20 protein-coding genes are annotated in these 18,850 nt (G+C 60.9%); 7 read left to right on the top strand and 13 right to left on the bottom strand.

What is annotated here, in order from left to right; translation table 11 throughout:
- Positions 1-17: 17 nt before the first annotated feature.
- Together MMS95_RS05895 and MMS95_RS05890 are read left to right on the top strand one after the other, a co-directional pair.
- Complete coding sequence (locus MMS95_RS05895; RefSeq protein WP_242141474.1) at positions 18-947, top strand: alpha/beta fold hydrolase; 930 nt, start codon at positions 18-20, stop codon at positions 945-947.
- A gap of 102 nt (positions 948-1,049) precedes the next feature.
- Positions 1,050-1,970: a DUF808 domain-containing protein gene (locus tag MMS95_RS05890; protein WP_004939666.1), complete on the top strand. Its 921-nt coding sequence runs from the start codon at positions 1,050-1,052 to the stop codon at positions 1,968-1,970.
- A gap of 229 nt (positions 1,971-2,199) precedes the next feature.
- Here the strand turns inward: MMS95_RS05890 and MMS95_RS05885 are convergent, their stop codons facing one another.
- From MMS95_RS05885 to MMS95_RS05855, 7 genes are all read right to left on the bottom strand, one after another.
- On the bottom strand, positions 2,200-2,739 hold the full coding sequence (locus MMS95_RS05885; protein ID WP_242141473.1) for a GNAT family N-acetyltransferase: 540 nt from the start codon (positions 2,737-2,739) through the stop codon (positions 2,200-2,202).
- A gap of 111 nt (positions 2,740-2,850) precedes the next feature.
- A complete protein-coding gene (locus MMS95_RS05880) occupies positions 2,851-3,876 on the bottom strand; it encodes a MerR family transcriptional regulator (protein WP_015377050.1) in 1,026 nt (341 codons plus the stop codon).
- Between the two features lie 233 nt (positions 3,877-4,109).
- Positions 4,110-4,559, bottom strand: coding sequence for a type II toxin-antitoxin system PemK/MazF family toxin (locus MMS95_RS05875; protein ID WP_004939660.1), 450 nt, complete (start codon positions 4,557-4,559; stop codon positions 4,110-4,112).
- A 151-nt stretch (positions 4,560-4,710) separates the two neighbouring features.
- On the bottom strand, positions 4,711-5,523 hold the full coding sequence (locus MMS95_RS05870; RefSeq protein WP_015377051.1) for a MetQ/NlpA family lipoprotein: 813 nt from the start codon (positions 5,521-5,523) through the stop codon (positions 4,711-4,713).
- Between the two features lie 130 nt (positions 5,524-5,653).
- Complete coding sequence (locus MMS95_RS05865) at positions 5,654-6,505, bottom strand: DUF1460 domain-containing protein (RefSeq protein ID WP_075685294.1); 852 nt, start codon at positions 6,503-6,505, stop codon at positions 5,654-5,656.
- Positions 6,506-6,609: 104 nt separating this feature from the next.
- Positions 6,610-7,152, bottom strand: a complete 543-nt coding sequence (locus tag MMS95_RS05860) for a GNAT family N-acetyltransferase (RefSeq protein WP_242141472.1) — start codon at positions 7,150-7,152, stop codon at positions 6,610-6,612.
- Entirely contained in the window at positions 7,152-7,619 is a 468-nt protein-coding gene (locus MMS95_RS05855; RefSeq protein WP_004939644.1) for an acyltransferase, read from the bottom strand. The genes MMS95_RS05860 and MMS95_RS05855 overlap by 1 nt, the downstream gene beginning before the upstream one ends.
- Before the next feature lie 205 nt (positions 7,620-7,824).
- Here MMS95_RS05855 and MMS95_RS05850 point away from each other — a divergent pair, with 205 nt between their 5' ends.
- On the top strand, positions 7,825-8,415 hold the full coding sequence (locus MMS95_RS05850) for a Yip1 family protein (RefSeq protein WP_242141471.1): 591 nt from the start codon (positions 7,825-7,827) through the stop codon (positions 8,413-8,415).
- 57 nt (positions 8,416-8,472) lie between these two features.
- On the opposite strand, the gene MMS95_RS05845 is transcribed toward MMS95_RS05850, so the two are convergent.
- On the bottom strand, positions 8,473-9,324 hold the full coding sequence (locus MMS95_RS05845; RefSeq protein ID WP_015377055.1) for a DMT family transporter: 852 nt from the start codon (positions 9,322-9,324) through the stop codon (positions 8,473-8,475).
- A gap of 598 nt (positions 9,325-9,922) precedes the next feature.
- On the opposite strand from MMS95_RS05845, the gene MMS95_RS05840 reads away from it, so the two are divergent.
- Genes MMS95_RS05840 through MMS95_RS05830 form a run of 3 tightly spaced genes read left to right on the top strand, consistent with a single transcriptional unit; the run spans position 9,923 to position 12,622 of the window.
- On the top strand, positions 9,923-10,639 hold the full coding sequence (locus MMS95_RS05840) for an ABC transporter ATP-binding protein (RefSeq protein ID WP_060558876.1): 717 nt from the start codon (positions 9,923-9,925) through the stop codon (positions 10,637-10,639).
- 16 nt (positions 10,640-10,655) lie between these two features.
- Positions 10,656-11,618 carry an ABC transporter substrate-binding protein gene (locus MMS95_RS05835; protein WP_033633831.1) on the top strand — a complete coding sequence of 321 codons (963 nt, stop codon included), beginning with the start codon at positions 10,656-10,658 and terminating at the stop codon, positions 11,616-11,618.
- Positions 11,615-12,622 carry an iron ABC transporter permease gene (locus MMS95_RS05830; RefSeq protein WP_242141470.1) on the top strand — a complete coding sequence of 336 codons (1,008 nt, stop codon included), beginning with the start codon at positions 11,615-11,617 and terminating at the stop codon, positions 12,620-12,622. Before MMS95_RS05835 ends, MMS95_RS05830 begins: the two co-directional genes overlap by 4 nt.
- A gap of 63 nt (positions 12,623-12,685) precedes the next feature.
- On the opposite strand, the gene dld is transcribed toward MMS95_RS05830, so the two are convergent.
- The 3 genes from dld to MMS95_RS05815 all read right to left on the bottom strand — a co-directional run bounded on the left by dld (position 12,686) and on the right by MMS95_RS05815 (position 15,511).
- The gene (dld, locus tag MMS95_RS05825) at positions 12,686-14,392 is read right to left on the bottom strand and encodes a D-lactate dehydrogenase (RefSeq protein ID WP_242141469.1); all 1,707 of its coding nucleotides are present in this window, start codon (positions 14,390-14,392) and stop codon (positions 12,686-12,688) included.
- Positions 14,393-14,516: 124 nt separating this feature from the next.
- Positions 14,517-15,311: a type I methionyl aminopeptidase gene (gene map / locus MMS95_RS05820; RefSeq protein WP_242141468.1), complete on the bottom strand. Its 795-nt coding sequence runs from the start codon at positions 15,309-15,311 to the stop codon at positions 14,517-14,519.
- Positions 15,308-15,511, bottom strand: a complete 204-nt coding sequence (locus MMS95_RS05815; protein WP_004939618.1) for a ParD-like family protein — start codon at positions 15,509-15,511, stop codon at positions 15,308-15,310. The genes map and MMS95_RS05815 overlap by 4 nt, the downstream gene beginning before the upstream one ends.
- Positions 15,512-15,679: 168 nt before the next feature.
- Here MMS95_RS05815 and ddlA point away from each other — a divergent pair, with 168 nt between their 5' ends.
- A complete protein-coding gene (gene ddlA, locus MMS95_RS05810) occupies positions 15,680-16,783 on the top strand; it encodes a D-alanine--D-alanine ligase (RefSeq protein WP_015377061.1) in 1,104 nt (367 codons plus the stop codon).
- A 40-nt stretch (positions 16,784-16,823) separates the two neighbouring features.
- Here the strand turns inward: ddlA and MMS95_RS05805 are convergent, their stop codons facing one another.
- Together MMS95_RS05805 and MMS95_RS05800 are read right to left on the bottom strand one after the other, a co-directional pair.
- Positions 16,824-17,603 carry an ABC transporter substrate-binding protein gene (locus tag MMS95_RS05805; protein WP_048322460.1) on the bottom strand — a complete coding sequence of 260 codons (780 nt, stop codon included), beginning with the start codon at positions 17,601-17,603 and terminating at the stop codon, positions 16,824-16,826.
- A 34-nt stretch (positions 17,604-17,637) separates the two neighbouring features.
- Positions 17,638-18,792 (bottom strand): pyridoxal phosphate-dependent aminotransferase, encoded by a 1,155-nt coding sequence (locus MMS95_RS05800; RefSeq protein WP_033633825.1) that lies wholly within the window; start codon positions 18,790-18,792, stop codon positions 17,638-17,640.
- Positions 18,793-18,850: the final 58 nt, after the last annotated feature.

Raw genomic sequence — 18,850 nt, 5'->3', positions numbered from 1 at the left:
TCATGGAAAGGTGCGCTTTGATTGATTTTGACCGCTATGTTGAGCAAGCGAAGTCTTACGGCGAGTGGCCGGGCGGGCACGTGGAGATGTCGTCCGGTCGCGTTGAGGGATTGAGCTATCTCCTGTATCGGCAAACTGCCGCGAGTGCAGACGTGATGGTGGTGTATCACGGCGGCGGGGTTAACAGCGCCGCCGGGTATGACGTCCTGGCGCGCCAGTTGGCGGCCGAGCCAACGCTCGCGGTGTGCCTGGTCGATATTCGCGGACATGGCGATTCCACGGGAGAGCGGGGGACGGTTGAGCGGCCTGAGCGTATTTGGCGCGATGTCGATGTCATCCTGGCGGAAATGCGCCGCCGGTTTCCGTTGGCGCGCAGGCACCTGCTGGGCCATTCGAGCGGCGCCGGGATGTTGCTCAACTACCTGACCCGCTATCCTTGCGAGCAGCAGGCGGATAGCCTGATCCTGCTGGCGCCGGAGCTGGGGCCATTTTCCGGGATGGCCCGCGATCTGGCGGCGGCGGCCCGTTTTGCTCAGGTGCGCCAATGGCCCTTTGTGGCCAATGCGCTCAGCGGTGGGCGATGGTTCGGGCAATCTCGGGCGGTCAGCCTGAATTTTCCCCCGGCCGTACTGGCCGCCTCCCCCGATTTTATCTGCCAATACAGCGTTAATATGGCTAACGCCTTGACGCCTCGCGCCCCGGCCAAGCAACTGGCGGCGCTGCGATTACCGACTTTGCTGCTGGCGGCCGCGCAGGACGAGTTGTTCAATGCGCAAGCGATGCAGCGTTTCGTTGAACAGCATGGCAGCGTGCATGTGGCATTTGGTTTGCTTGAGGGGAGTACGCATTTATCGTGCGTCTTTGATGCCCATCGCCTTGTCCTTCAACATATCTCGCGTGTGTCCGCTATCGGATCCGATGAGGGGCTGGCGGGCGAGGGGGCTTAACGTCCACCCGGCGTTTTCCGAGATCCTCCCATATCCTTTTATGACGCTTTACCGCTATGCTAAACATAGAATGGCCCGTGAATATGAAAAGGATGAATCATTTTGGCAGGAAGTAGTTTACTTACCCTTATCGACGACATCGCCTCATTGCTGGACGATGTCTCTTTAATGAGCAAGATGGCGGCGAAAAAAACCGCCGGGGTGTTGGGGGACGATCTGGCGCTCAACGCGCAGCAGGTCACCGGCGTTAAAGCCGACCGCGAGCTGCCGGTGGTGTGGAGCGTCGCTAAAGGCTCGCTGATCAACAAGGCGATCCTGGTGCCGTTGGCGCTCTTGATCAGCGCCTTCGCGCCCTGGGCGATTACGCCGCTGCTGATGGTGGGCGGCGCCTACCTGTGTTACGAAGGGTTCGAAAAGGTGTTTCACAGCCTGAGCCACGGCAAGGCGGCACAGGAGGAAAAATCGGACGGGCCCGGCGCCAATGAGGATGCCGCAGCCTATGAGAAGCGCAAGGTGAAAGGGGCGATACGCACCGATTTTGTGCTGTCCGCCGAGATTATCGCCATCACCTTGGGCACGGTCGCCGGCGCCACCTTCAGCCAGCAGGTGATCGTCTTGTGCGGCATCGCCGTCGTGATGACGCTCGGTGTGTACGGCATTGTCGCCGGCATCGTCAGGCTGGACGATCTGGGGCTGTACCTGAGCCGCAAAGGCAGCGCGTTGGCGCGCGCCATCGGCAGCGGCATCGTGCGCGCCGCGCCTTATCTGATGAAAACGCTGTCGATCGTCGGCACTGTCGCCATGTTTATGGTCGGCGGCGGTATTCTGACCCACGGTCTGCCGCCGGTGCATCACCTGTTCGAAGATTGGGCCTCGTACACCACCGTGGTGCCGACGTTTGGCCATCTTTTGCAGGGTGTGGTTCCGGCCCTGCTGAACGTGGCGTTCGGGCTGGTGGCCGGCGGCGTGGTGCTGGCGGTGGTATCGGCGCTGGGGGCGGTACGCGCGCGTTTCAAGGCATGATGAAAAGTCTCGCCCCGGAAGGGGCGGGACGTATTAAGCGCATTAAAAGATCAGTTTGAGAACGCCGGTAATCGTCAACAAACCCACGATAAAGATGATGGCGACTATCCACAGAATAATTTTCATTTGATTCTCCCTTACCGGTTAAAGGTGGCGTGCGATTGGCGCTAACTCAATGAAATCACTCTTCACTATAGACGCTAACTCCCTATCGTGCGTCGCCATGCCTTCAAGGATGCTGATTGTCGCCCGCGCCCAGCGCGCGCTGCATGATGTGGGTGTCGCGCCATTTCCCCAGCTTGAATCCCACGGCCTTTAACGTCCCGACGCTGGTAAAGCCGAGCGACTGGTGCAGCGCCAGCGAGCCGCGGTTGGCGGCGGAATCACCGACGATCGCCAGCATCTGGCGCCAGGGGCCTTGCTCGCAGCGGGCGATCAGTGCGCTCAGCAGCGCCTTGCCGACGCCTTTGCCCTGCTGCCCTTCGGCGATGTACACCGAGTCTTCCACGGTAAAGCGGTAAGCCGGCCGGGGGCGATACGGCGTGGCATAGCAGTAGCCCACAATACGGCCTTCACTTTTCGCCACCAGCCAGGGCAGCCCGGCTGCTTGCACCTTGGCCAGCCGCAGCTGCATTTCCGCCAGCGTCGGCGGTTGTTCTTCAAACGAGGCGGCTCCGTGCAGCACGTGGTGGGTGTAAATACGCTGCACGGCGGCCATATCGTCCGGTGTGGCGTCAAGGAGGCTGAGTACGGGAGCGGAGAGCGTCATGGCGGGTCTGTTTACCTTGAAAATCAGTGGATAAACGCCATTATGCGCGCCGCTTGCCGCCGGGGTAAATCGGGTTTTCTTATGGTGAGATAAGAAAACCCTATGGGGTCGTCAACCGCGCATCAGCCGGGTCACGGCCTGGCGCAGATAGGCCAGCAGCGGCGGAGTCAGCCAGGTGCCCTCGGTCAGCGAGGGTTCCCGTTCCATCGCTTCGCGGATCTTCATTTGCGTCGCCGGGTTGGTGCCTGCATAGGATTGGAACAGCGCCAGCCAACTGGCCGCCAATCGCACTGCCTCCGGCGAATCGGACGGTATGCCGTCGTTCATCGCTTGATGGAATTGAGCGATCAGAGCCGGCCACTCCTGCAGGCGGGTGAAATAGTGTTGACGCACATAGGCGTACTCTTCCGCCGACAGGTATTTTTGATAGACAGCCAGCTTGGTTTCGGCAAAGGCGCGGGTGATGTAGTCCGTCATCGTCGGTGTAATGCCGGTCTGTTCGCGCATCGACGGTTCGTCGGCGTGCATGGCGTTCAGCCGGGTGAGAAAGGCCGGGTTGCCGGCGGTGTCGCGCTCCAGCATCAGCATCCAGCGGCGCGCCAGCGCCTGTGCCTGTGGCGCCTGAGGTTCGACGCCTTCCGCCATCAGTTGTCCCACGCTGCTCACCAATGCAGCCCATTCCTGATTGCGGGTGGGATCGGCCTGGTAGAACGGCAGTTGCGCCAGCTCATCGGCGGTAAAGTATTTATCGTACATGGTCATTAACTCCAACGTAGTTAGCCAGTCGTTCAGTTCTGGTTCGTGCCCGGCGGAGAGTTGGGCATGCATGTATTGCAGCCGGCCGCGCAATGCGGCGATCTGTGCCAACTGCTGGTCCAACATGGCGATCTGCTGCTCAATCACCGCCGGAAGCGCCAGCCCTGAACGCGCCAGAATTGCCCCGACTTCCGCCAGCGAAACGCCCATCCGGCGCAGCGCCTGGATGTGGTGCAAGCGGGTGATGTCAGCCCGGTTGTATAAACGATAACCGGCGTCGGAACGCGCAGAAGGGACCAGCAAGCCAATGCTGTCGTAGTGATGCAGTGTGCGAACGGTAATGCCGGAACGGCGCGCCAGTTCGCCGACTTTCAATAACATATGTAGCTCCTCCCTTGTGCGTGCCAGGATACTAAAGCCTGACGCCACGTAAGGGTCAAGAGCGGGAAGAAAAGATGACGTTTTAAAAATCGGTGGGCGCTTGATAGGCAAAAGCCCAGCTGGATGGCTGGGCTTCGCAGGTCCCTGAAAGGGAGGGTATAGCATAAGGGCCTTTATCGGCTACGGCGACAATTTCACCTGATTTGTCTGTTTTGTCAACAACAGCGTACTGGTCAGAACAGCATATTTTTGGCATTGATCGACTTAATGACGGCGCGTTGTATGTCAGCAACAAGCTCGCGCGACAGACACTGGGTAAGAAAGCCTCTCTCTTTACGGGCTCTGTTCAGCCGTTGGCGGCTGACTTGCTGCACCAGATCGCCCTTTGCCCAGCGGGTTTGCGGATGAAAGAATCTCATATCTTCGATGAGTTCACGCGTAATTTCGATGTGCAATCCCCGTTCGATCTTGTTCGAATCTCTGGTGGTCGACAGCGGTACGATAATGCAGGCATTGCCGTTAATTTTGCCGTTTAACACAACAACTAAACGGTTCTTCACCATTTCTGGTGGAATGTGGCCATCATAAAAGCCGGCTTCATGCGGTTGGCAGACTGATAGGGGATAGTTGCCATAGTTGCACTCAAGAATTTCCCCGACCTTGGGGGCAAATTTGATCGGCATCGAGACACTCCTTTGTTGTGAACAATCCGTGTTATGGAGGAATGAGCATGCGGGCGTTTTGCTTTTAGAGAAAGGTGTGGCTAAGGAAACGGGGAATGAAAGTGAAATATTGCGGATTCGTACGCAGAATCCGCCTTGATGGTGGCCGAATTTACCAGCCTTTCACCGCGCCGCCGTTGAAGATTTTTTCGGCGGCTTTGGCCACTTCATCCGACTCATAGGCCTTGATGAAGTTCTGCACGTTCGGCGCGTCCTTGTTGTCTTCGCGGGTGACGATGATGTTGGTGTACGGCGAGTCTTTATCCTCGATGAAGATGCCGTCTTTGGTCGGCGACAGGCCGGTCTGGTTGATGTAGGTGGTGCTGATGACGGCGACGGTGACTTTCGGATCGTCCAGCACGTGCGGCAGCTGCGCGCCTTCCAGCTCCATGATCTGATAACGATGCGGGTTGGCGCTGATGTCCAGGGCGGTAGGCAGCAGCCCCTTACCAGGCTTCAGGCTAATCAGCCCGGTTTTTTCCAGCAGCAGCAGGGCGCGCCCCAGGTTGGTCGGATCGAGCGGGATGGCGATCACCGCGCCGTCCGGCAGCTCTTTCAGCGATTTTATCTTTTTGGAGTAGCCGGCCATCGGGAAGACGAAGGTATTGCCGACCGCCACCAGCTTATAGCCGTGATCTTTGTTTTGCTGTTCGAGGAATGGGCGGTGTTGGAACACATTGGCGTCCAGTTCGCCCTTGTCGGTGGCGTCGTTCGGCAGCAGCGAGCCGCTGAAGCCGACCAGCTCGACGTCCAGCCCGTATTTCTCTTTCGCCACCTGCCTGGCGACTTCCGCCACGTCCTGTTCCGCGCCGTTGATGACGCCGACTTTGATATGGTTTTGGTCGGTTTTTTGATCGCAGCCCTGTAGCGCCAATACGGCGGCGAAGGCCGCCGCCAGAGGGGTGATACGCCAGCGTAAGGTCATCGAACTCTCCCTGAAAAGAACAATAAAATCAGTTGGTTTTTGTTCTTACAGCTAAGCCTGAACCGCCGATGAAGTCAAACGCTCGTTCAGCATAAACGGCTATAGCTTATAGCCGTTATGCAGCGGGGAGTTATCGGCTGAGCGAACGCAGCACGACGATGCCCGGCGTAGCCATCACGTAATCCATAAAGGGCGAATCGACCACCCGCATGTTGGCTTTGCGCGAAGAGGCGTTGCGCAGCACCGGGCCGTTGTCGGTCATCACGAAGATGCCGGTGTGGGTCACGTCCAGCCCGGCGAGGTTGGTGTAAATGCCGATGTAGTCGCCGGTGCGCAGTTGGGCCAGCACCTTGTCGTCGACGCGGTCGCTGGGAATGTAGGTCACGCTGCGCTGTACGTTGGGCAAACCGGGCAGGTAGCTGCTGCCGTCCGCCTTCTGGTTGAGGTTTTTCACGAGGGTGACGGCGTGTGGGCTGAGCTGGGCGGTGATGTCTTCGGCCACTTTTTTCGGCCGCTGCGCCCAGTCGGTGAAGAAGTGTTTGCGCTGCGGGAAGGCGATTTTGCCGTCGACGTAGCGAATGTCTACCAGACGCTGAACGAACTCGGTCTCGCTGCGGGCGGTGCTGAGCGCTTCCACATAATCGATGTAGGTGAAGCAATCCAGCCCGCGGAAGTCGATCACCAGTTGCTCGGGCGTGCTCTGCGAGCCGATCAGGCGGTTGGCGAGGTAGGGCGTGCCGAGGAATTCACGCGAAATCAAATCGACGGTGCGGCCATGCGGCTGCGCGGCGGGCCAACCGGCGCGCAGCGCGAGGATCTCACGCAGCTTGCTGCGGGTGCTGGCGTCTATCTGCGGTTGCAGGTTCGGCGGCGAAACGGCGGCGTCGGTCGGCGGCGTTGCGGGGGTGACGGCGGTGGGGCGATCGGCGCATCCGCTCATGGCGATAGCTAACATCAGTAAAACAGCCTTGTTCTTGTTCATACGGCCCTCCCTGGGTGTCGCTGGTTTATCAGAGTAAGTGATAACAGTTCTCATCCGATGGTAGGGGTTAAAAAGTAAACATAGCCTCAATGGCAATCGATAAATCAGTAACCGATTTCGCTATTGAACGGCAAATACCAGAACAGCGCGATTTCGTGATCGGCGATCTCCGGCTCGGCGCGGTACAGCAAACGATCGATGCCGCCGAGAATAAACCCGTAATGCTGGTAGCAGCGGCAGGCCGCCAGATTGTTGTTCTGCGTTTCGAGCATCATACCTGAGGTTTCCTGCTGCCGCGCCCACTGTTTGGCGCAGTCCAGCAGCGCCCCGGCGATGCCCTGACGGCGCGCGTCAGCGCTGACCGCGATCTCGTCGATCAGGGTGTAGCCGTTCCAGTTTTTGCTCAGCGTGATGTGGCCAACGGCGTCGTCCTGGCGATAAGCCAGGAAGGTCACGCTGTCTTCGTTGGCGAACGGCGCCAGGGGATAGCGTTTGCGAAACGGCGCCACCGGGCGGGTTGGCCAGCTGTCGACCGGGCTGTCGAACTGCGGCAGGGCGTAACAGGCGATGGTAAAGCCGAAATCGCCGCGCGTCAGGTAATCATCGGGCAGCGCCTCAATGGCCACGATGCGGATGGCCGGGATCATTACGGCAGCTCCCGCAGCAGGCGCGCCGGGTTGCCGGCGTAGATCCCCTTGCGGGTGATGTCGCGGGTCACGACCGCCCCGGCGCCGATCACCGCGTCGCTGCAGATCTCCACCGCCAGGATCGTGGCGCCGGAGCCGATGGACACCCGATCGCCGATGCAGGTGCGCCCCCAGCTGGCCGGATCGGCATTGGGCGCGCCGTCTTTGAACAGATCGTTGGCGAAGGTGACGCCATGGCCGACAAAGCACGCTTCGCCGAGGGTGACGTATTCGCAGATAAAGCTGTGCGACTGAATTTTACTGCGCGCGCCGATGCTGACGTGGCGCTGGATCTCGACGAACGGGCCGACGAAGACATCGTCACCGAGCCGGCAACCGTACAGATTGCAGGGTTCGATCACGGTAACGTTGCGCCCGGCTTCGACGTCGACGATCCCCGCCTGGCGGGTGGTGATAACGGATGACATGACCTTCCTCACAGCCTGGTTTTCATGGTGGGAGTATAAGACAAAGCGCCGCGGCGTTGCGCTTTCCGCACGTTTTTTCGCCGAAAGACTATAATTAGTACAGGGGAGAGAGCCCCGTGGCCGCAATCCTCGCACGGGTAGCAGTCCGTCAGAGGTGTGAAATTCGTTCGCCGATCGCGGCCTACGGCGAGATTGGAGGTGTCTCATGGTCAGTCATGTTTGGGGACTTCTGGCGCATCCCAGCGCCGAGTTCGAACAGATCAAAAGCGAGAATGAAAGCGTCTCGCACCTATACACCCATCACGTGTTGCTCTTGGCAGCCATCCCGGTGGTCTGCGCCTTTATCGGCACCACCCAGTTGGGCTGGCTCTCCGGCGAGGGACATGCCATCAGGCTCGACATGTTTACCGCGCTTTATACCGCCGTGGCGTTCTACCTGCTGATGCTGGCGGGCGTAGCGGCCATGGGGAAAGTCATTCACTGGATGGCGCGGCGTTATGAATCGCGCCCCAGCCTGCACCGCTGCATGGTGTTCGCCGGCTACGTGGCGACCCCGATGTTCCTCAGCGGGGTAGTGGCGCTTTATCCGGTCGTCTGGCTGTGTCTGTTTGTCGGCATTATCGGCCTGTGCTATTCGGGCTATCTGCTGAATCTGGGGATCCCGCACTTCCTGAATATCGACAGTAAGGAAGGGTTCATCTTCTCCAGCTCGACCTTCGCTATCGGCATTCTGTTGCTCGAGCTGCTGCTTGGGGGGACGGTGCTGCTGTGGGGGTACGGTTCCTGGTTATTCTGAGTTAACGGCTGTTGTTGTCGCCCCCGCGCCGGTGGAACGGCGCGGGGGCTTTTGCTTTTATGCGCGGCGGAAAACCAGCATCACGCCGAGCACGATGCCCGCCATCCCCAACAGGCTCAGCGCGGCCAGCGCGTGGCCGAGCAGCAGATAATCCAGCAGGGCGGTCACCGCCGGGATCAGATAGAACAGGCTGGTGACCTGCACCAGGTTGCCGCGCTGGATCAGGCGATACAGCAAGAACGTCGCCAGCACCGAGATCACCACCGCCATCCACAGCAGCGGCAGCACGAACTCAGGCCGCCAGTCGACCCGCAGCGGCTCAAACGGCAGCGCCAGCGTACACATCAATAGCCCGATGGCATACTGCAGCGGCAAGACCGCCAGCGGCGGCTGCGTCATGCCCTTTTGCAGCAGGGTGCCGGCGGTCATGCTCCCCAATGCGATAAAGGCGAACAGCATGCCGCTCGGCGAGAAATGAGCCACCATCAGGCTTTGGTACACCACCAGCGTCAGCCCGGCCATCGCCAGCGCCAGCCCGAATGCGCGCAGCCCGGTGCAGCGCCGTTCGGTGATGAACTGGGTGAGGATCGGCTGTACGCCGAGCAATGTGGCCAGCACGCCGGGCGTAATGCCCTGTTCCAACGCCAGCAGATAGCAGATCTGATAGCTGCCGATCATCAACACGCCGATCAGCGCGACGCGCCGGCGGGTGCCGGGGGCGGGCAGGCACTGGCGCCGCCACAGGCCGATGGCCAACAGCACCGCCAGCGCGATGGCGCAGCGGAAGAACAGAAAAGCGAAGGCGGAGGCGTGCTCCAATCCCCAACGGGAGAAGATCGCGCCGCTGCTCCAGAGCAGGACGAACAGCGTAGCCAGGCCGGCATTGGCCCAGAGAGAAGGTAATCGCATATCAATTTCACCTGTCGTGAAAATTACAGGCTCCGGCGCGCGCGGCGGTCTACGCATGAACGCAACAGATCACTAAGCCGGAGGTAAAAAATCGGTTTGGCTTAACGCACAACCACAAGGCGTGGCGGGTAAGCGGCAACCGCAGAAACGACAGAAGAAACGGCGGGTGGGGCGGAGGAAGCACACAGCAAAACGACGGCCGGAACGGTCGCGTTTGTCGGATCTGTGCTGTGCGCCAGGTAGGTCATGTGAGTTCCTGAAAACCGTGAATGAAACCAGTCGCCTCAAACATAACCAAGTTCAGCGGGGCGTGCAATCGGAAATCACAGAGATATTAATGATAATGAAAATCATTATCATTAATAAAAAGGTGTGCTATGTTGCTTTAATCACGCCGTTTTGACGCAGGGCGCGGCTTGCCCTCTGCCTTGCTTCACGCAGCGCGTGCGGCAGAAGAGTTTGCGATTCGCTTTTGCAGAAGGCGAGCAATCGTGGTAAAAACACTGATATGTTATAATATAACAATTCATGCATGATGAATTCAGCTCACGACATCCTCCATGTTGATGGAGTTAGCCTGACCGGCCACGGCGGGGAATTGATACTCGACAACATCCATTTCGCGCTCCGCGCCGGTGAGAAGCTGGCGGTGATCGGCCCCAACGGCAGCGGCAAGTCCAGCCTGTTGCGCACCCTGATCGGCGAAACGCGGCCGGACAGCGGCGGCATTTACTGGCGAGGGCGCGCCTTGTCCGCGTGGCCGGCGGCGGAGCGCGCCAGAAGCATCGCCTTTCTGGCGCAAAACGATCTGCCGGATTTGCGGCTGTCGGTTGAGGATTACGTGGCGTTGGGCCGTTTACCGCATGGCGAACGCTCTGCGACGGGAAGGCGCATCGTTGACGAGGCCATCGGGGAAACCGGGCTGGCGCCGCTCAGGCGCCACCCGTTGGGGCGGCTCTCGGGCGGCCAGCGCCAGCGCGCCGCACTGGCCCGGGCGTTGGCGCAGTCTCCCGAGCTGTTGTTGCTGGATGAACCGACCAATCATCTCGATCCGCCCGGGCGCTCGGCGCTGCTGTCGTTAGTGAAAAATAAAGATATCGCCGTGATTGCGGTGCTGCACGATTTGCCCGTGGCGGAGGCGTTTGCCGATCGGATCCTGGTGCTCAACGAAAGCCGCCAGGTAGCCTGTGGTACGCCCGAGGCGGTGTTGCAGACCCCGGTGATTTTGCCGGTGTTCGGCATGAACAGTTTCAAGGTGGCGCACCCCGTCAGCGGGAAAACGCTGCGTATTTTTGACGTTCCCCATTGCGCTTGATAAACCAGAGAGAAATATGAACACACGCGTATTCCCCCTGCTCCTGCTCCTGCTGCTGGCCGGTGGGGCGGCGGCGGCCGAAAAATTTCCCGTCACCGTAGACAGCTGCGGTTCGCCGATCACCTTCAACCAGGCGCCTCAACGCGCCGTCATCAACGACATCAACATGGCCGAGATGGCCTTTGCGCTCCATCTGCAGGATCGCATTGTCGGGCTGACCGGCATCACCGGCTGGTACAAACTGACGCCCGACTTCAAGGCGGCGATGGGCGCCATTCCCGAACTGGCGCCGAAATATCCCGCTTTGGAAACGTTGCTGGCGGCGCAGCCGGATTTCTTCTTCGCCGGCTGGAATTACGGTATGAAGATCGGCGGCGACGTCACGCCGGAGAAGCTCGCCCCGTTCGGCATCAAAACGCTGGTGTTGAGCGAGAGCTGCGTGCAGGCCGGCGGGCGGCCGCAGAAGGCCGATATGAACCTGCTGTATGACGATGAGCTGAAGCTCGGCAAGATTTTCGGCAAGCCGCAAGAGGCCGCCGCGTTGGTTGAAGGCTGGCGGCGCCGGTTGGCCGCGCTGCCAGTCAGACCGGCGGGTCAGACGCCGCTCAAGGTGTTCGTCTATGACTCGGGGGAGGAGAAGCCTTTTACCAGCGGCAATTACGCCATGCCGACGGCGATCATCGAAGCGGCGGGCGGCCGCAACGTGATGGACGATTTGCCGGCGAGCTGGACGACGGCGTCCTGGGAGGCGGTGGCGGCGGCCGAGCCCGACTTCATTATTCTGCTGGATTACCAGACCGGTTCGGGGGCCGATGCGCTGCGGCGCTTCCTCGAGTCTCACCCGTTGATGAAATTGACCCCCGCGGTACGGCACCACCGTTATCTGAAACTGCAGTATGCGGAGCTGACGCCGGGGCCGGCCAACATCGGCGCGGTGGAAAAGCTGGCGCGGGCGCTGTACGCGCCGGAGGCTGAATGAACTCGCCGACCCGGCGATTTATGCTGCTCGCGCCGCTGGTGCTGTTGACGTTGTGCGGATTAATGGTCTGGAGCCTGCAGCTGGGCAGCGTTGCGCTGTCATGGCGGCAGGCGTTGGCGGCGTTAGGGCTCGGTTCGGCGCCCCTCTCCGGCATGCTGGATACCATCGTCGTGCAACTGCGAATGCCCAGAGCCCTGTTGGCGGCGTTGACCGGCGCCGGGCTGGCGATGACCGGCGCGTTACTGCAGACTACCACCCGCAATGAGCTGGCCGATCCTTTTCTGTTTGGGCTCTCCTCCGGCGCCTCCGCCGGCGCGGTGCTGGTCATAACGCGCTTCGGCGATGCGCTGGGCGCGCTGACGTTGCCGCTGTCCGCTTTCGCCGGCGGCATTTTGTCCGCGATGGCGGTGATGATCCTGTTTCGCGTCAGCCGGGTCAGGCGCGCCGAGCAGCTGATCGTCTGCGGCCTGGCGGTCTCGTTTTTGTTCAGCGCGCTCACCAGCTACCTGGTGTTTTCCGGCGATCAGCGGGCGGCCGGCTCGGTGTTGTTCTGGTCGCTGGGCGGGCTGGGGCTGGCGCGTTGGGATAATCTGTTCATTCCGTTGGCGAGTTTCGTGCTGCTGGCCGGGTTTACGGCGCTGCGTTGGCGGGCGCTGGACGCGCTGCTGGCGGGCGAGCACACCGCCCATTCGATGGGGGTCAACGTCGCGCGCCTGCGCACCGAGACCTTTCTGTGCTGCGCACTGTCCACGGCGTTTCTCGTTTCGCTGACGGGCGTGATCGGTTTTGTCGGGCTGATGGTGCCTTATCTGGCACGGCGCCTGGTGGGCGTGCGCCACCGCTTGTCCGTGCCGATGTGCGGCCTGCTGGGGGCGATGCTGCTGACCGGCGGCGACATGCTCAGCCGCAGCCTGATCCCCAATCAGGAGCTGCCCATCGGCATCATTACGGCGGGGCTGGGGGGCGCGTTCATCGTCTCCTTGCTGCTGCGTGCGGAACGCTGAATGGGCCATTGAAGGTCAACAGGAAGGTGAGGTGGCCCGCCTCGGCAGGCCAATCGGGCGCTCTTAGCGGGGGTCTTCGGCCCAGCCTTTGCGTTTGCTGGTTTTGCCGATGCCGGGGTTGAAGCTGTTGGTCGGATCGGCGGTGCGGTAGAACGCCTGCAGATCCGGTTTGGCGTGGTACAGGTGGCCGACGTTATGCTCCGCCGGGTACTCGGCGCCGCGCCGGTTGAGGATCTCGAGCATCTTTTCTTTCAGTGCATGGCTGTCCACGCCTTTTTTCACCACGTAGTCCTGGTGGAAGACGTGGCACATAAAGTGGCCGTAATACAGCTTATGCACCAACTGACTGTCGATCTCCGGCGGCAGCGTTTCGAACCAGTCGGTGTCGTTGCGGCGCAGGGCGATGTCCAGCGCCAGAATATCCTCCACCTTGTCGGCGTGCACCGCGTGGTAGCGCACCGCGGCGCCGGCGGCGGCGAAGCGGTGCAGGAAGGCCTTTTTGCCTTCGTCAGGCGTGCAGGCGAAGAAGGCGCCTTCGGCCTGGGCGAAATAGTCGGTCAGGTAGCGCTGCGCTTCGTCTACGCCGGGGCCGGCCATCTTCAGCAGCAGGTGGTGTTCGAAACGTTCGCGGTATTCCTTCATGCGCTTCGGCAGGTGGCTCGGCGCCAGATGGCTCAGGCCCTGCATCAGCCGATCGGTCAGGTTGTGCGGCAGCAGCGGCAGCTTGTTGAGGCTGGCGTCCATGCGGCCTTTCAGGGTGAAGAAGCGCGGCATCTGATCGGTGCCGAGCTTGTCGATCATCATGAAGGTGTCTTTGCCGTACACCTCGGCGATGTCGAAGATATCGCGGTGCATGTATTCACCGGCCACCGGCAGGTTTTCGAATTTGCTCAGCATGTGGCGGCGCAGTTCGGTCAGCACCGCGGTGTCGTTGGTGCCGATATAGAACACCTGCTCTTTGCCCTCTTTCTCGAAGGTGTCAAGCCGCACCGCGAACACTGCCAGCTTGCCGGCGCAGCCGGAGGCCTCGTACAGGCGGCGTTTGTCGGCGTTGAAGCGGGAAGGGGTGTCGGCATCGACGTCGCGCACCCGGCTGGCGTATTCGTTATCCGAGGCGCGCAGCTCACCGTATTCGACGTCCTCCGGGCGATAGTCGCCTTTTTCCAGTCGGGTGAGGATCTCTTCCGGCGTGTCGCCAAGCCGGATGCCCAGATGGTTCACCAGGCGCAGCTGGCCGTCTTCCCCTAGCTGGGCGTACAGCGCCATTTCGGTATAGGCCGGGCCGCGTTTCACCAGCGAGCCGCCGGAGTTGTTGCACACGCCGCCGATCACCGAGGCGCCGATGCAGGAAGAGCCGATCACCGAATGTGGTTCGCGGCCGTAGGGTTTGAGCAATTTCTCGAGGTGGTGCAGGGTGCTGCCGGGAAAACCGACCACCTGCTTGCCGTTGTCCAGCACCTGAATATGATCGAGGCGCAGGGTGCTGACGATGACGATATCGCGATCATAGTCGTTGCCGCTGGGGGTTGAGCCTTCGGTCAGGCCGGTATTGGCGGCCTGCATGATGACGATTTTGTCGGCGGCCACGCAGGCCTGCAGAATGCGCCACAGCTGCAGCAGGCTGGTGGGAAACACCACCGCCAGCGCCTGGCCTTCGCCGGAGCGGAAGCCCTTGCGATAACGCTCGGTGTTGCGATCGCCGGTCAACAGCTGCGGGCTGCCGACGATGTCCTTGAGCTGATTGATAAACGTCTGATTGCCTGACTGCATGCTGCCTGTCTCCCTGTCATCCCCGTAGCCTTAACCGCGGCGCCGGTGCCGCGCAATAAGCCAAGAGGTTATCAATTAAATAACTTATTAAGCCATCAGCTTATTAAGCTAATGGCTTGTGGGTTTAGTAGCGCTCGGCGTAGCCGGCCCGGCGCTCTTCGTCGCGCAGCGTCAGGATCTCCACGCCGTCGGCGGTGACCGCCACGGTGTGCTCCCACTGCGCCGACAGTTTTTTGTCGCGCGTCACCACCGTCCAGCCGTCTTTCTTCTGCTTGATGCGGCGGTCGCCCTGGTTGATCATCGGCTCGATGGTGAACACCATGCCTTCCTGCAGCGCCATGCCGCTGCCGGGTTGACCGTAGTGCAGTACCGCCGGCTCTTCGTGCATGTCGCGGCCGATGCCGTGGCCGCAATATTCCCGCACGATGCTGTAGCCGGCCTGTTCGGCGTGTCGCTGGATGGCGTGGCCGATATCCCCCAGAGTGGCGCCCGGTTTGACCGCGCGAATGCCTTGCCACATCGATTCATAGACGTTGTTCACCAGCCGTTTGGCCAGCGGCGTCACCTGGCCGATGCAGTACATCTTGCTGGAGTCGGCGATGTAGCCGCCGTTTTCCAGCGTGATATCCACGTTGACGATCATGCCGGAACGCAGGATTTTGCTGGCCGACGGCACGCCGTGGCACACCACGTCGTCCACGGAGGTGTTGAGCACATAGGGGAAATCATACTGCCCCTTGCTGGCCGGGCGCGACTTCAGCTCTTCGACGATAAACGCCTCGGCGCGGTCGTTGATCTCCATGGTGGAGATGCCTTCGACGATGACCTCATCGAGCATAGCAAACACTCTAGCCAACAGAGCGCCGGAATGGCGCATTTTGGCAATCTCTTCCGGCGTTTTAATCACAATCTGTTTCACCCGACAATCTCCTTCAGCGTCAGCGCGTTATCTTTCATCATTTTTTTTACCAGTTGCGGGTAAGTCAGTTCCGGATGGAACTCCGCCAGCATGCCGATCCTGATCCAGTACTCGGCCTGCGCGTTGATCGAACGCGTCATGGTCAGGCTGGCGAGGCGCAGATCGTCATGCAGCGCGTCCGAAATTTTTACGATGCCCATCGGCGTCTCCATAAATGAACAATATACGAAGTGTATGCGTTTTGGATGGTCGCGATGTGGCATTCTGTGGCGTAAGAAGATTCTGGCAACAACGATTGCCGCCGCCAGGCAATGCGTTTATTGTGATGAACGACTTTTTTGCCATGATTTTTCAGAAGGATTTAAGGCGTGACTAAACTACGTGTTGGAGTGATTTTTGGCGGTAAATCGGCGGAGCATGAGGTGTCGCTGCAGTCAGCCAAAAACATTGTGGATGCAATCGACAAAGAGAAGTTTGACGTCACGCTGCTGGGGATCGACAAACAGGGGCAGTGGCACATCAACGACGCCTCCAATTACCTGCTCAACGCCGAGAATCCGGCGCTGATCGCGCTGAACCGCTCGAACAAGAACGTGGCGCTGATCCCGGGCCAGGAAAAACAGCAGCTGATCGAAGCGGGCAGCGCCGGCGCGCTGGGCCAGCTCGACGTCATCTTCCCGATCGTGCACGGCACGCTGGGGGAAGACGGCTCGCTGCAGGGGCTGCTGCGTATGGCCAATATGCCGTTCGTCGGCGCCGGCGTGCTCGGCTCGGCGGTCAGCATGGATAAAGACGTGACCAAGCGCCTGCTGCGCGACGCCGGGCTGGCGGTGGCGCCTTTCGTCACTCTGACCCGCGCCAATCGTGCCGGGTTCACGTTTGAGCAACTGAGCGAGCGCCTCGGCCTGCCGCTGTTCGTCAAGCCGGCCAACCAGGGCTCGTCTGTGGGGGTCAGCAAGGTGGAAAACCGCGCCGAGTTTGACGCGGCGGTGGCATTGGCCTTCAGTTTCGATCACAAAGTGCTGGTGGAGTCGGCGATCGTCGGCCGCGAGATCGAGTGCGCGGTGCTGGGCAACGACGATCCGCAGGCCAGCGTGTGCGGCGAGATCGTGCTGAGTGACGCCTTCTACTCCTACGACACCAAATACATCAATGAGCAGGGCGCTCAGGTGGTGGTGCCGGCGGCGATCGCGCCGGAAGTAAGCGACCACATCCGCGAGGTGGCGCTGAAGGCGTTCCGCGCGCTGGAGTGCTTCGGGCTGGCGCGGGTGGATGTGTTCCTGACGCCGGACAACCAGGTGGTAATCAACGAGATCAACACGCTGCCGGGCTTCACCAACATCAGCATGTATCCCAAGCTGTGGGCCGCCAGCGGCGTCAGCTACCAGGCGCTGATCACGCGCCTGATAGAATTGGCGCTGGAGCGCCACCAGCAGGATCGCGCGCTGAACAGCTCGGTGTTCGATCGCTAAACGCGGCAGGGGGGGGGGGGGGCGGTGCCGCCCCCGTCCATCACTTCACCGTCACGTCGATGTCGCCGAAATACTTCTTCGACAGCGCCGCCACCGTGCCTTGCTGTTTCACTTTGGCGATGGCGGCATCCAGTTTCTTCTTCAGCGCCTCATCCCCTTTGCGCAGGCCGAAGGCAATGCCTTCACCGAGGATTTTGTCGTCGCGCACCGCCTCGCCGACGAAGGCGAAGCCCTTGCCGTCCGGCTGCGACAGGAAGCCGCTTTGCCCCGACGGCGCCATCACCAGCGTGGCGTCGAGCCGACCGGCCGCCAGATCGAGATACACCTGATTCTGATCCTGGTAAGACACCACATCCACGCCCGCCGGCGCCCAATGGGTTTTGGCGTAGATCTCCTGAATCGAGCCTTGCAGCACGCCCACGTGTTTGCCCGCCAGCGCTTTGGCGTCCGGCAGCAGGCCGCTGTCGGCCTTGGCGATCAGGCGGTTCGGCACCTGATAGATGGCGTCGGTAAAGGCGATCGCCTGGCGCCGCTGTTCGGTCACGTTCATCGCCGAGTTGATGGCGTCGAACTTGCGCGCCTGCAGCGCTGGGATCAGGCTGTCGAACGAGGTTTCCACCCAGCTGCATTGCAACTGCGCGGCGGTGCACACCGCGTCGCCCAACTCGATGTCGAACCCTTCCAGTTTGCCGCTGGCGGATTTGGATTCGAACGGCGGATACAGCGCTTCCAGACCGAAGCGCAGGCTGTTTTCCGCCGCCAGAGAAGAGCCGGCGGCCAGCAGGCATCCGGCGGCGAACAGCGTTTTCAAAGCTTTCATAGGCAGTGCCCCTTTCCCATGGTCGGACAAAAAATTACACCTGGCTCAGGCGGCGCGCGCCTTCCAGCAGGGTCTCGTTATCTTTGGAAAAACTCAGCCGAATAAGGCCGGTATCGGTGCCGTCGCTGTAGAACGCCGACAGCGGGATCGTCGCCACCTTCGCTTCGCGGATCAAGCGCACGGCGAAGTCATTGTCGCTTTCGTGACTGAAGCCGCTAAAGCGGGCCAGCATGAAGAAGCTGCCGCGGCTGGGCAGCAGCTCAAAGCGCGAATCCTGCAGGGCGCTGGCCAGCAGATCGCGTTTTTGTTGGTAAAACGCCGCCAGCCCCAGGTAGCTCTGCGGGTTGGCGAGCGCGGCGGCGAAGGCGTGCTGCATCGGCGTATCGGCGGAGAACACCATGAACTGGTGCACCTTGCGGATCTCGTCCATCAACGCCGCCGGCGCCAGGCAATAGCCGACGCGCCAGCCGGTGACGTGGTAGGTTTTGCCGAACGACGACACGATCACGCTGCGTTCCGCCAGCTGCGGATAGCGCGCCATGCTGTGGTGAATTTCACCGTCGAACACCACGTGCTCGTAGACCTCGTCGGACAGGATCACGATGTCGGTGTCGCGGGTCAGGGCGGTCAGGCGGTCGATATCCTGCGCGTCAAACACCGCACCGGTCGGGTTGTGCGGCGTGTTGACGATGATCATGCGCGTTTTGCCGTTGATGGCGGCGGCCACTTCGTCCCAGTCGACGCGAAAATCCTGCAGCGACAGTTTGATCGCCACCGGCGTGGCGCCCTGCAGGCGCACGATCGGCGCATAGCTGTCGAACGCCGGTTCGAAATAGATCACCTCGTCGCCGGGGTGTACCAGCGCGCTGATCGCCGAGTACAGCCCTTCGCTGGCGCTGGCGATCACCGTGATTTCTTCGTCGGCGTCATAGCGCGCGCCATACAATCGTTCAGCTTTTTCCGCCAGGGCAGCACGTAATGCCGCCACGCCGCTCATCGGCGCGTATTGGTTATGACCTGCGCGCATGGCTTGCGCCGTTGCCTCGATCAGCTGCGGATCACCGGCGAAGTTGGGCGCGCCCTGCGACAGGTTGAGGGCCTGATGTTCGGCGCTGAGTTGGCCAATGACGGTGAAGATAGTGGTGCCGACGTCCGGCAGCTTCGAGCGGGATGAGCAGGCGCTCTGCATGATGGGCTCCAGGCAAACAGGGAAGTGTTGAGCGATTAAGCATCAGGCGGCGTAGGCG

The sequence above is a fragment of the Serratia sp. PGPR-27 genome (assembly GCF_022678525.1).
In the GTDB taxonomy this organism is placed as follows: Bacteria; Pseudomonadota; Gammaproteobacteria; order Enterobacterales; family Enterobacteriaceae; genus Serratia; species Serratia nematodiphila.
Note: the sequence above shows the minus strand (reverse complement) of the source record. Positions and strands in the feature narration are given on the sequence as shown.

Excerpts from the sequence above, each read along its gene's own strand:
- MMS95_RS05850 (WP_242141471.1), top strand. The coding sequence starts at position 7,825 with ATGGTCAGTCATGTTTGGGGACTTCTGGCGCATCCCAGCGCCGAGTTC.
- MMS95_RS05830 (WP_242141470.1), top strand. The coding sequence starts at position 11,615 with ATGAACTCGCCGACCCGGCGATTTATGCTGCTCGCGCCGCTGGTGCTG.
- MMS95_RS05800 (WP_033633825.1), bottom strand. The coding sequence starts at position 18,792 with ATGCAGAGCGCCTGCTCATCCCGCTCGAAGCTGCCGGACGTCGGCACC.
- MMS95_RS05805 (WP_048322460.1), bottom strand. The coding sequence starts at position 17,603 with ATGAAAGCTTTGAAAACGCTGTTCGCCGCCGGATGCCTGCTGGCCGCC.
- MMS95_RS05875 (WP_004939660.1), bottom strand. The coding sequence starts at position 4,559 with ATGCCGATCAAATTTGCCCCCAAGGTCGGGGAAATTCTTGAGTGCAAC.
- MMS95_RS05815 (WP_004939618.1), bottom strand. The coding sequence starts at position 15,511 with ATGGGCATCGTAAAAATTTCGGACGCGCTGCATGACGATCTGCGCCTC.
- MMS95_RS05885 (WP_242141473.1), bottom strand. The coding sequence starts at position 2,739 with ATGACGCTCTCCGCTCCCGTACTCAGCCTCCTTGACGCCACACCGGAC.
- MMS95_RS05845 (WP_015377055.1), bottom strand. The coding sequence starts at position 9,324 with ATGCGATTACCTTCTCTCTGGGCCAATGCCGGCCTGGCTACGCTGTTC.
- MMS95_RS05855 (WP_004939644.1), bottom strand. The coding sequence starts at position 7,619 with ATGTCATCCGTTATCACCACCCGCCAGGCGGGGATCGTCGACGTCGAA.
- MMS95_RS05865 (WP_075685294.1), bottom strand. The coding sequence starts at position 6,505 with ATGAACAAGAACAAGGCTGTTTTACTGATGTTAGCTATCGCCATGAGC.
- MMS95_RS05870 (WP_015377051.1), bottom strand. The coding sequence starts at position 5,523 with ATGACCTTACGCTGGCGTATCACCCCTCTGGCGGCGGCCTTCGCCGCC.
- dld (WP_242141469.1), bottom strand. The coding sequence starts at position 14,392 with ATGCAGTCAGGCAATCAGACGTTTATCAATCAGCTCAAGGACATCGTC.
- MMS95_RS05880 (WP_015377050.1), bottom strand. The coding sequence starts at position 3,876 with ATGTTATTGAAAGTCGGCGAACTGGCGCGCCGTTCCGGCATTACCGTT.
- MMS95_RS05835 (WP_033633831.1), top strand. The coding sequence starts at position 10,656 with ATGAACACACGCGTATTCCCCCTGCTCCTGCTCCTGCTGCTGGCCGGT.
- MMS95_RS05860 (WP_242141472.1), bottom strand. The coding sequence starts at position 7,152 with ATGATCCCGGCCATCCGCATCGTGGCCATTGAGGCGCTGCCCGATGAT.